This is a genomic window from Mesorhizobium sp. M0018, assembly GCF_040323955.1.
In the GTDB taxonomy this organism is placed as follows: domain Bacteria; phylum Pseudomonadota; class Alphaproteobacteria; order Rhizobiales; family Rhizobiaceae; genus Mesorhizobium.
The window spans coordinates 108,660-122,141 of the sequence record NZ_JAMYVL010000018.1; the positions used below are offsets into that span (position 1 = coordinate 108,660).

A 13,482-nucleotide genomic window follows, 5' to 3' on the forward strand; every position below is an offset into this window, starting at 1 on the left:
AGCCGTCGGCTAACCGGCCAGCGGCCGAAAAATGCAGATGTTCAACCAGGGAGGAGACAAAAATGCCGGAAAAACTGCATCCTAAAATCGACAATGGACTGCCACGGGAAAAGGCCGACTTTGCGGGCGGCACGCTGGTCTGCGCCTGCACCAGCAACCCGGTCAAGGTGAAGGTCAAGGGCCAGATCGCCCACAACCATGCCTGCGGCTGCACCAAATGCTGGAAGCCGGAAGGCGCGCTGTTCTCGGTCGTGGCGGTTGCCGGTACAAACGACGTGACGGTGACCGAAAACGGCGACAAGCTGAAGATCGTCGATCCGGGCGCGCTGATCCTGCGCCATGCCTGCACCGGCTGCGGCGTCCATATGCACGGCCCGGTCGAGCGCGACCACGCTTTCAAGGGGCTGTCCTTCATCCATCCCGAACGCTTCCAGGAAGACGGCTGGTCACCGCCGGGCTTCACCGCCTTTGTCTCTTCGATCATCGAGTCCGGTGTCGATCCGAGCCGCATGGACGGCATAAGGTCACAGCTGAAGTCGATCGGGCTCGAACCTTATGATTGCCTCAATCCAGGACTGATGGACTATATCGCCACCTGGACGGCCAAGCGGTCCGGCGCGTTGCCGGCCTAACGACTGATCAGACACTATCTTTGGGGCCGGACGAAATCGCCCGGTCCCAGGCGTTGGAACGAACGCAGGCGAGCGCGTAGACGGACACGCTTCGTAAGTCATTGCCGACGTGCTGTCAGCCTCGGGGGCGTTGGGCCCAACGGGAATACGCTGAAATTGGTCCAACCGGGTCGTATAGTTCTTCGAGATCAGCGACTGCGATCAGGTGGTTCTGGCTTGGCGCGGCCCAGATCGTGGACTAGCTTGGATATCGCGGGCAAAGTCGCGCCCAAAGCGCGATGGCGACAAGGTGGTGCTCCTTACCAGAACGATACGAGCGCCTAGCGGGGCTTGAACGGCAGCACCATCAGCTTGCCGCGTTTTGCCCAGGAAACCAGCCCGTACACCAGCGCGACCCCAGACCAGCCGATACCATCGGTGCGGCCACGAACAGGGCGGGCGTCGGGGAAGCGTCGTGTGGCGGCCGGCAACAGTGCGAAAGCCGGCGGTCACTGGCTGTCACGCGAAGCCGGAAGTCGGTCACGACCTGTCTCTGTTTCAATCGATCCGTCGCCGGCACATTCGGCCGATTTGGGCCACCGGGCAAGGTATTGCATTTCAGAACGGCCACATCTGCCGCGTGGCGCCGCGGAAATCATGGCCACATTCTGCTTTAGCCGGCCAAGATGGCAATGTACTATTTGCCAATAAGCTGGCCATGGTTGCAGGACTATTCTAGGCCAGACCAAACCGAAATGAAGCTGATGACCGATCGCGCCAGGTTCCTGATCATTGACGACCATCCGCTGTTTCGAGAGGCGCTGCATAGTGCCGTGCAGATGGCCTATCCGGAAGTCGACACGGTGGAGGCGCGCTCGATTGCCGAGGCGCTCGAGCTTCTGACGGATGCCAAGCCGTTCGACCTGGCGCTGCTCGATCTCAGCATGCCCGACGTGCATGGGTTTGACGGGCTGCTGCAGCTCAGGACGCGTTATCCGCGCCTGCCGGTCGTCATCGTCTCCGGCTATGAGGAACCGAAGATCATTTCCGAGGCGCTGTCCTACGGTGCGGCCGGCTTCATCCCGAAATCGGCGCGCAAGAGCGACCTTGCCGCCGCCATCCGCTCGGTGATGGAAGGCGCGATCTATGTTCCCGAGACTTATGAAGGCCGGCCGCGCGACGCCGACAGCACCGACCGCGCCGAGATGGTGCAGCGCCTGGCCACGCTGACGCCGCAGCAGCTCAAGGTGCTGCAGATGCTGCGCCAGGGCCTGCTCAACAAGCAGATCGCCTACGAGCTGCAGGTCGGCGAGACCACCGTCAAGGCGCATGTCTCGGAAATCCTGCGCAAGCTCAACGTCTACAGCCGCACACAGGCGGTGATCGAGGTCTCAAAGCTCGACAATGCCGAGCTGTTTCGCGATCGGGCGGGGTTTTGAGAGGGCTCGCTAAAAAGCGCACTGTCACCCTAGTCGACAGCACTCGTGTCACCGCAATCGGACTAACCGACGGCTCTCACGTTCCTGACACCAGCTAAGCAACCCGCGCCTCCCTAGTCAGATCAAATTCACGCGGCGATTGCTCTGCAGCAGTTAGCCGCTTTCCCTCGTCCAGTAAAATGGCGGCCCCGGGTCCAACGTGAAATGCTTTAATTTTACTAAATTGCTTTTTGAATGCTCTATTAAAAGTCTTCATTAGCTCCTGAGCGAGCGGCGTGTCGGAGACCGTAGCTACGCGGCCATTTATCACAACATCTTCAGCCCATCGCCCACCAGGCGAAAAAGTTACTGTGTCCGGATTGCCAAGCTGATCTAACGAATACCGGATGCCGAAAGGTGTTTTTATCGGCCTCACCTCAATGGGCACAGCGTGGCCAGTGACAAGAAATGATCGACCGCTGGAAGCCGATCCAGTGGTTGAATGCCCAAGAGTTGGAATTTGCATTCTATTGCTAAAAGGGTCGAATTCCATCTTGGGAAAATGACCCATGAGGATGTATTTTATCGAAATTTCAAGTTCTACTGCTTCCAATACGGGAAGAATATCATCCTTTAGCGCGAAGAAGTGAATCTGCTTCATATGAATTACCGCCTAGGCACAAGTAATGGCTGGAATACGCTGACCCGTGTGCTGGGAAGATACGACCAGTTCAAGCCAGCAGATGTGCCAGCAACGCCCTCAGTTGCGCTGGTTTCAACGGTTTGCGCATCAGTTCGATGCCGGCGGCGCGGGCGGCGTTGGCGATTGTCTCCGAACCATCGGCGGTGACGATCAGCGCCGGCACCGCGCGGCCGAGACAATCACGGACTTTGGCGATTGTGGTGGTGCCGAGATCGCCGCCGTCGAGATGCTGGTCGGCTATGACAATATCTGGCAACCAGTCCGTATCACCAAGCATGTCGAGCGCGTCACCGGTCGAGGCGGCGGGGCGCACCAGGCATTGCCAGCGCTCGAGCAGGGAGGTCATCGCCTGCAGCACGTCGATGTCGTTCTCGACCAGCAGCACCCTTGTGCCGAACAGACCGTAGCCGCGCGGCCGCTCCATGTCGACGGTGCTGGCGATTGGATCGGCCGTGTCGCCGATCCCGACCGGAACGTCGATATGGAAAATCGTGCCATGTCCGACCTTCGACGAAAACGTGACGGGATGGCCGAGGGCCGCGGCGATGCGGCGCACGATGGCCAGCCCCAACCCCAGCCCGCCGGCGGCAAGCCCGGCATCCGTCGGGATCACGCCGCGATGGAATTCCTCGAACACCGCCTCGCGCTGGTCGTCGGGGATGCCGCAGCCGGTATCGGCGACGTCGATGCGGATCGTGTCGCCGCGATGCCTGGTGCCGACCAACACGCCGCCCGAGCGGGTATAGCGCAGTGCATTGGACAGGATGTTCTGCAGGATGCGGCGCAGCAAGGTTCGGTCCGAACGAACGAGCGCATCGACCGGCCGGAACTTCAGCGTCAGCCCCTTCATCTCCGCGACCGGCTGAAAATCCGAGCGCAGAGACGAAAACAACGTCTCCAGGCTGACATCGGTGATGTCGGGCTGCACGACGCCGGCATCGAGCTTGGAAATGTCGAGCAAGGTGCGGAGCAGGTCCTCCATCGTCTCCAGCGATCGCTCGACCTGGCGGACCAGCTTTGTGCCTTCCTCGCTGGTCTGTACTTCGGCAAGCGCCGAGACCGACAGATGCGCGGCGTTCAGCGGCTGCAGCACGTCATGGCTGGCGGCCGCCAGGAACCTGGTCTTGGACAGGTTCGCCAGCTCGGCGTTTTCCTTGGCCGCGTTCAAGTCGATGTTCGACTGCTCCAGCCGGCGCAAGGTCGAATGCAGCTCTTCGGTGCGGCTGCGCACCCGGCTCTCGAGCGAAATGGCCGTCTGGAACAGCGAAAAGGCATTGCCTTGCTGGTCCATGGAACGCTCGACGCGGCTGATCAGCGCGGCGTTGATCTTCTTCAGCCTTTCCAGGTCGTCGATGTTCCTGAGCGGCATCCCGGATTTCCTACTCCGCCGCTTCGGCCGCATTGCGTTCACCGAAGGCGATGCCGGTGAAGGTCTGGTTCAGATGCATCGAACGGTACTGTTCGCCATAGGTGCCGAAGCCGAGGACGTTGTTGACCCTGTAGAGTTCCGAAATCTCGCGATAGACCTGCCGATTGCGCGCGTCGAGCCGGCGCAGCACGCAGTCGAAACCGAGGATCAGGTCAATGCCGCCAAGCCTTTCGCTGACGTCGCTGAGCGCGGCGCGGGTCGCCTCGACCATGTCCTTAGGCTGGGCGACGGCAAGCACGACACCATCGTCGATGGCGCAGAAGAACGACAGCGAGCCGTCCGCGTGCATCTTCTGGATTGAACGGCAGTAAAATTCGCCGCCGACTTTCACCACCACCGGGTGCGAGGCAAAACTCAGTGGCGTCAGCATCTGCGCGACGACGCCGACCGAGGCGGCATATTCCTCGGCGGCAATGGTGGCGTTGAATTCGCGCACGATGCGGTGGTCGGGATCGGATGCCGTCACCACCAGCTTCTCGTCGGTGGGAACGAAATTGTCGGTCTTGAACACGTGGAAAGGAATTTCCGTGGTGACCAGCACGATGATGGCGCTGTCGGAGGTCACTTTGCCGTTCGAGATCAGCCGTGTTGTCTCAAATTTCAAATCATCGCCAGCCGACCCACCGATCAGTGGGATGTCGTCGAGCCCCCAATGGATGGCGGAGGTCACCGCTTCTTCGGCATAAGACAGGCCGTCGATCAAGCAGAGCGCGAAAGTGGTGTCGGCCCGCTCGTGCCCGAGGCGCTCGTGTAATGAACGCCTCAGCGCCTCGACTTCGCCGGTAATCCCGTCCATGCCCGATGAGGACAGATTTTCGATCATGGTGCTGGCTGCCGAAAACGATACGGAGGGAAGCAGCATAGCCAGGATCTGGCCTTCCTCCAGCCCCTTGGGCGTTATCTCACCGGCTGTCGAGCAGCCGGCATAGTGGAGCGCCGGCGCGTGGGTCTTCAGCGCTTCCGACAGGGCGACGGCCTCTATGAGGCTCTGCGAGAAAAACAGGAGGGCAAACCCGGCGTCAATGGCCGCTGCTTCCGCTGCCACCGCCCGGGCGAACGCATCCGCGTCAGATTCGTCGGTCGTGAGCACCGAAACGCCGCATGCATAGCGCGTCCGTGACTTGGCCAGCGGCTTCCTCCTCCATTTCCTCCAACGCTCTTTTTGTGCGCGTCTGGCGCGCCGGCGTCGAGGTCATTGTTGTCTTGAAGCGGTGCTTTGGCAATGAGCCAACATGATGGATTTGAAGTTTCTGCCGTTTGACGGCGTCCGCGCAGCCGCTCACAGACGAAAGGCCGCATCGCACCGCCATCCGTGCAACGAAGGCCCAGCTGAATTTGCCGCAGGCGAATGTCAAGGCTCGACGTGCCAAGAATGGGGCAGGGTATCGCGCTTAGCCGTTGCCGCTTTGGACAGGGTGCTAGTCTAGCCTGGCGGTTGTCGTGGTCAATCCGGGGCAGGTGACAACCTACGCCAATGCGCTCGGCAAGCGGGCCAGGACCGACACCACCGATGCTGCTGTAACGCTGCCTTCGTTGGGTCGAGCAAGCGGCAAGTGCCCGTTGCGCGGCACCGAAGCCGAGGCCCTGGCCGGGCTCGTCGCTCGCCGCCGTCAGATTGTGCGGATGATCGCAGCCGAGAGAGCCATGCCCGCACCGCCATGGCAACGCAGGCACCAAAGAGCATCCAGCCAAAAGGAAAAAGACCGGCTGGAGAAGGTGTTGTTTCGCGGTTATTTCCGATCGCTTAGACTCAATTAGGCGACTTTGAGATCTTTCATCGCCTTTTCAACGACATCCTTGATCGGCCTCGATACATCTTCGGCAGCCTTGGTCGTCACGGCCTGAAATTCCTTGGCCTGCTCGACGGTCTTTTCGAGCTGCGTGCGCAAGAAGGCAGTCTGCAGTTCGATGAACTCGGACGGCGACTTCACGGCAACCAGGGCTTCGAGGTGCGAGAAGCCGGCTTCGGCATTGGCGCGCAGAGCAGCAATTGTCTTCAGCGACAACTCGTTGCCGACGGTCTTGGCGGTTTCGAAGCTCGACTGCAGAGCCTTCTGGGTCGTCTCGGTGCCTGACGCAAATTTCGCATAGGCTTCTTTCGACTGCTCGACGCCCTTTTCGGCGACAGCGCGGACCTGGTCGGCAGCCTTCGACGCGTCGAAGGTGGGGAATGCGGTATTTTCAACGGTGTCAGCGGTCTTGGCCACAGTTTCCATCCTTTCCGGTGGACGGCCTTTCACAAAAGCCGTCTCGTTCATTTACGAAACTGACGTTACGGCATTTATAGTGCATTGCAATATTTTTGTGCGACGCACCATCCCTCTTCCAGCGTTCCGAGGGGGCATGCGGAGGGTCGGTGGCATCTCGAGATCGCCGGTTCTGCAGGAAGAACTCTTCTGGACGGACCACCTGATCCAGCATAGCCTCGCAACAGAGCACGACGTTTTGCCACCTGCGTATCTACTTCAGCCGCTATTCGGCAACCGTCCAAGTCTACGTCAACGAAGCGTTAAATTCGTGCGCCGCAAACTTTCAGTGGGCGTACCCGCTGGGCACAAGGCGATCGCTTTCCTTAGCGCGCCATCGAGAAGTTGCCTCGATATGGCGGTGGTTGACGCGAAGGCGCGCCTCTACCGCTTCCAGTGCGCCGTGAAGTGACCACCCCTGGTGGTCTATCGGTTAGCCAAGTTCCGGATCAGTGCGGATGCCTGAAGAAGACAACCGCTTCCTATCATCCAGGCATACAGTCCGACATGATCCGACGGGCTGAAGCCGGTGGGCAAATGCACGATAGGCATTCGAAACGACTTATCGTCGATCACCAAACCAACGGATCGAAGATCCGGTGGCACGTTTCCGGGAATTGCCAAAATTGGGGTATCCTTGTCCCAGACCAAGCTTGTCGCCAGCGACTCTTCATTGTAGGCAACCGAAACATCCGCCCTGTGCCCCGGTGGGCGCCAAAGTTCCAGTTTGAGGTCATAAACGCAGCCTGTCAGACCATTTTCGACCGGCACCATCCAAGGTTCCAAGGTGGCGGCCGTCGTGTCGGAAACGCCACGAGACCCACCTATGGTTTGGAGCTGACCAGCGGCATTCCCCAATAGATCCGAAATCGCAGTCAAACTCGAAGAAGCGCCTGCCGCCCCGTTAGACGTTGATGCAGAACCCGATGCGTCGTCAGTCACCACAATATCGGCAGGTCCCGGCAACGCAGTGACCGAGCCATCGTCACCCATCAAAGTGACAGTCGATCCACCCTCGATGTGCACGAGGTCGCCCAGTCTGAACAGTTTGCCGAGCTGAGGGCTGTCCGCGGGAGGATCGACAGCGACAACGACATACTCGCTGGCCGCAAGAGCGCTCGAGCAGGAACCAACTGCTGCGATAGCCGCAGCCAGTAGGAAAATGATTTTGGGTTGCCGATACATGACGCACGTTCAACCATACGCTTGTTTTACTTGCCTTCAAGATAGATCCTATCGCCAGCCTCACCCTGCTTCAGTCTCCCAAGGTGATAAGCAACGAGGCCATCGTTGGGATATTGAATGGCCAGCGATGCAAAGGCAGCAGCGGCAGTCTTGTCGCGCGCGGACATCAGCAAGTAAGCTTGCGAATAAGCCTCCACCATCTCGCGATTCATACGCCCGTCTTCCAGCAACTCGAAGGCTGAGATCCACCCAGTCTTGCCTTTCAGACACAACACACCGGACGGCCGAAGCAGGTAGTCATCGGAAGAGTTCGCCACCTCCTCGCTGATGCAGTTCACGGTACCTAGAAACTTGTTCGCGCCTTCGAGCCTGGCAGCGGTGTTCACCGTATCGCCCATGGCCGTGTAGTTGAAGAATCGATTGCCCCCAAAATTTCCGACAACTGCAGGTCCTCGATGGACGCCGATACGAGTGACGCCAACGTCATGGCCTCTAGACTTTAGATCTGTCCGAAATCTTCGAGACATCGCGACGGTAGCAAGCGTTAGTTTTAGGGCCCTTTCGGCTTGGTCCTCCTGCACACCCGGTGCACCAAAAAAACCAATGACTGCATCGCCTATTAGTTTGTCTATCGTGGCGCCATGTTCAATGAAGAGACCACAAACCGCCTCGAGGTATTCATTCAGAACCGTAGCAAATACCTCTGGTTCCGTCCGTTCGCCCAAACTGGTGAATCCCTCAAGGTCGGTGAACACGCACGTTATCAAGCGTTCGGATCCGCCGAGGCGCAGCGACGCCGGCTTGCTGACTAGCTCTGCCACGACTGCCGGGCTGAGATACTGAGAGAACGCGTTCTGGACGAAACGCCTTTCTTTCGAGTCCCGGTGCCATGCCAGAATTGCGACGAATCCGGAGAGCCCTAGCAGCAGCATCGACGGCGCGACCATAGGTAACAGAATTCCGGCCTTGGCAAACGCGGTTGCTTCTAAGATCAAAACCAAAACGACTGCGCCGATGATGACCACAGGTTTCACCAACACTGATATGCGGAGCCAAGCGACCCAGATGCAGAGCGCCGTCGCGAGAACGAAGGGCGCAAACGCCGCCACCGCCTCTGGCGTAATGATTTTGTCGCCCTTGATCAACCTCGCCAGCGCATTGGCATGAATAACGACACCCGGCAGCGCTCCGGCAACAGAGCCGTTCAGCACGGCAAAGGGGGTTGCATGACGATCCTGCAGCGGGAGGTCAACGCCGATCAAAACGAACTTCCCGGCGAACCAGGCCGGGGGCGCGAAAGCGGCGGCGTGCGCCGGATATATTGTAAATCGTGCCGGATGAATGCCTGTAGCCCGATAGTAGACCATCTTCTCCGCAGCCTGCGATGCCGATATGCCGGCGGTCTGCGCGAGCGCTGATGCAAAGCTAGGTTGCCAGTTGCCATTCACCAGGCGCCCTGGAAATTCTTCCCGCACAACCCCGTCGACCCTATCATGAGACAGGGCCGCCAGTCCGCGGATGGCGCTTGGCGCGAAGCGACTAAGGTACGACAGTTGCTTGTCGGTAAGGTCGTCCTCGTGTGATGCAGATGCGACAATTACGGGACTTTCGGCCGCCTCGATAACCTCAGCCAGGCGCCGATCCTTCTCCGCCTCGGTTGGCTGATCGAAAAGCAAGTCAATGCCTATTGTTCTCGGATGAGCTTTATCGATTCTCTGCACGAGGTCGGCCAAGGCACCCCGATCCAGCGGCGATCTATAGGGAAATCTTTCCAAGGTCTGCTCTGTGATCGTCACGATCACGATGTCTGTCGGGGGCGCAACGAAGGGCGAGATGGTCGTCATCAAGACGTCGCGCAGCAGTTTCTCGCCCGAGGGAGAGAATGTGGCAATGCAGGCTCCCAGAATGAAAAAGAATCCGAGCGATGCGAGAAGGCGCCCTTTTTGAACCTTTCCGATCGGCGTGAAGACGGCCAAGCTGCGTGCAATCCGTTTCGGTCTATCGGCGTGAGTTTACACAGCATAGACCGCCGGCGAAGTGAGGGCTAGCGGTAGGCCCTTCGCTAAGTCCGTTGGACTGTCCGGTAGTGGGTCAGTTTGAAATTTGAGGGCCTCGACGCGGCCGTCGCCTTCGGACGTTGGCTCATATATGCTTAGCGGAACGCATGGGAGGGAAGGATGCGTGTCACAAGCCTGTTTTTCCTATTAACCGGTCTCACGATGCCAATTGCAGCCTTCGCTCAAGGCGAAGTATCGGTCGAACGAGGGTTGCAGGTATCAATCATCGGCGGGTGTCACGATTGCCATACCGAAGGCTACAGCGAAACAGAAGGCAAGATTGATCCTGAAAGGCTTTAATGGGCAACTCGGTCGGTTGGCGCGGTCCTTGGGGCACGACCTATGCGACCAATCTTCGGATAGATGCTTCGGTAATGAGCGAGCGTGGATTCGTAGGGATGCTGAAGCGCATTAGAACGTCTCCACCGATGCCTTGGTACAATCTTCGAGCGATGGAGGAGAGCGATATGCAATCGCTCTATCAATACATTAGGTCGCTCGGCAAACACGGGAAGCCGGCCCCCAGCCGCATTCGCCCTGATAAGGAACCGACGACGCCATATGTTCAACTTGTGCCACCCCAAATGCCGAAGAACTGACAAATATGCCCAGAGCTGAGGAAGAACGGCGCCCGGTAAAAAGCGCAGCGTCAGATTTCAAACTGATCCACTACCGACTATCCGTTGGACTTGACACTGCGAAGCACCGGGCTCAGTCTCGCAAGATTGCTCCGGTTTTGTCCAGTCTATCGACTGGTGAACCCGCTGAATGAGCCGAGACTAAGGATATACAGCCATGATGGCGCTTCGCTTCGCCATTGCGCTTCTTCTAGTTTCGCTGAGCGCCCAAGCGTGGGCAGAACGGCGCGTCGCGCTGGTCATCGGTAATTCTGCCTATAGATACGCGGTTCCACTTTCCAATCCAAAAAATGATGCGGTGGATATGACCGCAAAACTGCAGGCGTTGGGCTTTGAGGTGGTTGCAGGCGAGGACCTCGATCTGAGCGGGATGCGCGGCACGGTTCGAGATTTCATCGGCAAGCTGGATGGTGCCGACATGGCGCTTCTCTTCTATGCCGGCCATGGCGTCCAGGTGAACGGCACCAACTACATGGCTCCCGTTGATGCGCGGCTATCCACATATAACGACCTCGACTTCGAAGCCGTGCCCATGGACCTCGTCTTGTCGGCCATGGAGCGAACCACGAAGGTCAACCTGGTATTTTTGGATGCTTGCCGGGACAGTCCTTTCTCACAGAACCTTGGGCGCTCGATGGGTACGCGATCAGGGTCGGTCGGTCGGGGCTTGGCAAAGCTAGGCACGGGCGTTGGATCGCTCATAGCCTTTGCAACGCAGCCCGGGAACGTTGCGCTGGACGGCGAGGGAAGGAACTCGCCGTTCACATCTGCGCTGCTGAAGAATCTTGGTACGCCTGGCCAGGACATCTCCCGCGACCTCATCAACGTCCGTAGGGATGTGCTTGAAGCAACCGACGGCAAGCAAGTGCCATGGGACAACTCCTCGCTGACGGGCGACGTCATTTTGCAACCGTTGTCCGGAAACACCGCTGTCACGGCGGGTGCGAAAGGAGGGGACGTAGAAGTCGCCTATTGGGAGACCATCAAGGAAAAAACGGACAAGCGCTTCTTTGAGGCCTATCTCAGACAGTATCCAAGCGGCGCCTTTGCGGCGTTAGCCAGCTTGAAGATCGACGAGATCGAACAGGCAGCAACAGATCGTGGCAAAGCCCCCTCGATTTCCATCGCGGGCGTGGCGGTTGCAGAAGCTCATCCTGATTTAGATGTGACGCAAGCTTTGGCTGATCCGCGCGCGTTGACAAAGGCAACGCAAACAGAGCTAACGCGAGTCGGCTGCCTTGTCGGACAGGCAGACGGCAAATGGGGACCGGGAAGTCGGAAAGCTCTTCAAGCCTTTGCCGAGCAGCGGGGATTGAAGCTTGCCAGCCTAGAGCCGACGAAAGAGGTGTTGCGCGCAATCAAGAATATCCCAGAACGTGTCTGCGCTCCGGTCAAGGTAAAGGCTTTTGATGGCGCGTGGGCACTGACGCGGCGCGCAGGTAATTCCGCCTGCGATTACACTGAACAGTCAACGACAATCTTTATCGATGGAACGGAAATTTCCGCGATGGTGCCTTTGGCCGGAACAATCACCGCCGACGGGGCATTCGACATCTATTTAAGTTTCGTCGATGACGATGGTGCGCCAAGGCAAAACCATATCATCGGCAGGCTTCAAGGTGCGAAAGGCAGCGGTGAGTTTTCTCGAGTCGGAGGCGAGTGTGCAGGTGTCGTAAGACTTGACAAGCGTACTGAATAGGGCCGGCATTTGCGGGTCCGTGCAAACGCCGACCAAACCATTCGGACGTGGTCCGTCTCATTGAACCAACGTTGAAGTCGCGTGGACTTTGCCGTCGTCGCGCACCTCGTAAAATTTGTCGTCGTCAATGTAGATAAGATGACAAACTGGTTTACCTTGGTCTTGTGAACAGGCCTTGTCGCCGTCGAAAGTCAATGGAACTTTGACCTTTATCTTAGTTTTGTTGTTCACCAAAGCTTCGCCAATTATCTGTTTTTTCTTCCAGTTCCAGACAAGAGTGGCAGTTATGGCGGCTCCAGCGTCGTATATAATTACATTTACCTTTTTCCCATTAGCAAAAGTCTTAAATTCTTCCATCGATGCTTTCTTCGCGCTACTTGGTAGATCCTCGGCCCAAGCGGACATAGCAAGTGAAAACGTAGCTACGACAACAAGCGATAACAGTTTCATCCTATCCTCCCCATCCCCCGCCGGTTTGACTGAAATGTCTATATATTCTTAAGCGAGGAGACTGAAAATTATCATGATAACAAGCTTTCAAGAAGCGGAAATCAGCGCGTCCTAGATGTCGTTGGGGACATTTGCTCAAGTTGAGCGAAGCCGCACATTCTAGCATGTTCCCTAGGATTTGCGCTTAAGCCAACGCGTTCTCGGTGTTTACAATGCGCAGACCGCCCGAGCGTGTGATGCGTGGTGTTTGGATTGCGAGCCTCTTTGCACTTACCGCCGCGTATGTTGCCGACCAAGCGGGCCTTGAGGGCATCGTCTCGAAGCGCGCCGACAGCCCGTATCGAAGCGGCCCGACGACGAATTGGCTGAAGACGAAGAGCTTCACAGTCCAGGAATACGAACTATTGGGCGTCGAGCGCGAGCCGGGCAAGGCGGCATTCGCCTTGCTGGCGAAGCCCGGTACCGGAAAATATGCCGGTTCGGCTTTCATCACCTTGAACCGGGAGATGCGCGAACGGCTGTGGAAGCGTGTCCAAGAGCACGCCGGGCCACCCCCGAAGGCCGGCGACCATGGGTCAGGCCGGGCTGAAAGCCCACGTCAAGCATCTACGGGGCGAGTTCGGATTTCGCCACGCCTCACTGCAGGATTCAGAGAGGAGTGGTACCTCCAGCGCACACGGCACGAATTAGCCGGCAAACCGCGGCGGGCGGGTGCCTCGGGGACACGATGGTAGATTGCTAATGCGTTTGCGGGTGTGGCCTTAAGTCGCAAACTATTGGCTTCAGAAGCAGGGCGTCGGGCTTCATTGACGGTGCTGCCAACACCATATGGTGATCCATAGCCTCCCAAACGAGAGAAGCTCGCCCCTGACGGGTCGCACTGCGGCCGTCATCCGGCAATTGCTGTGAACTAGGAAACCATCATGCCTGAAAATGTTAGACTAACTTCGAGAGATGTCCCCCTCATTCAGCTAGGCCTCTATCAATGCCGCTTCCCGGTGAGCGAAGACCCGTCAGTACCCGGTGGTTATCGTTTTTGTGCTGGG

12 protein-coding genes are annotated in these 13,482 nt (G+C 58.2%); 5 read left to right on the plus strand and 7 right to left on the minus strand.

Annotation, left to right across the window (positions count from 1 at the left end):
* The first annotated feature begins 62 nt into the window (after positions 1-62).
* Both gfa and NKJ81_RS23380 read left to right on the plus strand, forming a co-directional pair.
* A complete protein-coding gene (gene gfa, locus NKJ81_RS23375; RefSeq protein WP_352451333.1) occupies positions 63-632 on the plus strand; it encodes an S-(hydroxymethyl)glutathione synthase in 570 nt (189 codons plus the stop codon).
* A 734-nt stretch (positions 633-1,366) separates the two neighbouring features.
* Positions 1,367-2,050 carry a response regulator gene (locus NKJ81_RS23380; RefSeq protein ID WP_352541896.1) on the plus strand — a complete coding sequence of 228 codons (684 nt, stop codon included), beginning with the start codon at positions 1,367-1,369 and terminating at the stop codon, positions 2,048-2,050.
* A gap of 94 nt (positions 2,051-2,144) precedes the next feature.
* Here the strand turns inward: NKJ81_RS23380 and NKJ81_RS23385 are convergent, their stop codons facing one another.
* From NKJ81_RS23385 to NKJ81_RS23395, 3 genes are all read right to left on the minus strand, one after another.
* Positions 2,145-2,690: a hypothetical protein gene (locus NKJ81_RS23385; protein WP_352541897.1), complete on the minus strand. Its 546-nt coding sequence runs from the start codon at positions 2,688-2,690 to the stop codon at positions 2,145-2,147.
* 70 nt (positions 2,691-2,760) lie between these two features.
* Entirely contained in the window at positions 2,761-4,101 is a 1,341-nt protein-coding gene (locus NKJ81_RS23390) for an ATP-binding response regulator (protein WP_352541898.1), read from the minus strand.
* Between the two features lie 10 nt (positions 4,102-4,111).
* Positions 4,112-5,251 carry an FIST N-terminal domain-containing protein gene (locus tag NKJ81_RS23395; protein WP_352541899.1) on the minus strand — a complete coding sequence of 380 codons (1,140 nt, stop codon included), beginning with the start codon at positions 5,249-5,251 and terminating at the stop codon, positions 4,112-4,114.
* A 350-nt stretch (positions 5,252-5,601) separates the two neighbouring features.
* On the opposite strand from NKJ81_RS23395, the gene NKJ81_RS23400 reads away from it, so the two are divergent.
* Positions 5,602-5,919: a hypothetical protein gene (locus tag NKJ81_RS23400; RefSeq protein ID WP_352541900.1), complete on the plus strand. Its 318-nt coding sequence runs from the start codon at positions 5,602-5,604 to the stop codon at positions 5,917-5,919.
* On the opposite strand, the gene NKJ81_RS23405 is transcribed toward NKJ81_RS23400, so the two are convergent.
* From NKJ81_RS23405 to NKJ81_RS23415, 3 genes are all read right to left on the minus strand, one after another.
* Positions 5,916-6,377, minus strand: coding sequence for a phasin (locus NKJ81_RS23405; RefSeq protein WP_352541901.1), 462 nt, complete (start codon positions 6,375-6,377; stop codon positions 5,916-5,918). The genes NKJ81_RS23400 and NKJ81_RS23405 overlap by 4 nt on opposite strands.
* Before the next feature lie 456 nt (positions 6,378-6,833).
* Positions 6,834-7,592 (minus strand): hypothetical protein, encoded by a 759-nt coding sequence (locus tag NKJ81_RS23410; RefSeq protein WP_352541902.1) that lies wholly within the window; start codon positions 7,590-7,592, stop codon positions 6,834-6,836.
* A 26-nt stretch (positions 7,593-7,618) separates the two neighbouring features.
* The gene (locus NKJ81_RS23415; protein WP_352541903.1) at positions 7,619-9,568 is read right to left on the minus strand and encodes a CHASE2 domain-containing protein; all 1,950 of its coding nucleotides are present in this window, start codon (positions 9,566-9,568) and stop codon (positions 7,619-7,621) included.
* 201 nt (positions 9,569-9,769) lie between these two features.
* Between NKJ81_RS23415 and NKJ81_RS23420 the strand changes: the two genes are divergently transcribed.
* Positions 9,770-9,949, plus strand: coding sequence for a hypothetical protein (locus NKJ81_RS23420; protein WP_352541904.1), 180 nt, complete (start codon positions 9,770-9,772; stop codon positions 9,947-9,949).
* A 495-nt stretch (positions 9,950-10,444) separates the two neighbouring features.
* Positions 10,445-11,986: a caspase family protein gene (locus tag NKJ81_RS23425; protein WP_352541905.1), complete on the plus strand. Its 1,542-nt coding sequence runs from the start codon at positions 10,445-10,447 to the stop codon at positions 11,984-11,986.
* A 57-nt stretch (positions 11,987-12,043) separates the two neighbouring features.
* On the opposite strand, the gene NKJ81_RS23430 is transcribed toward NKJ81_RS23425, so the two are convergent.
* Entirely contained in the window at positions 12,044-12,436 is a 393-nt protein-coding gene (locus tag NKJ81_RS23430) for a hypothetical protein (protein ID WP_352541906.1), read from the minus strand.
* Positions 12,437-13,482 lie beyond the last annotated feature (1,046 nt).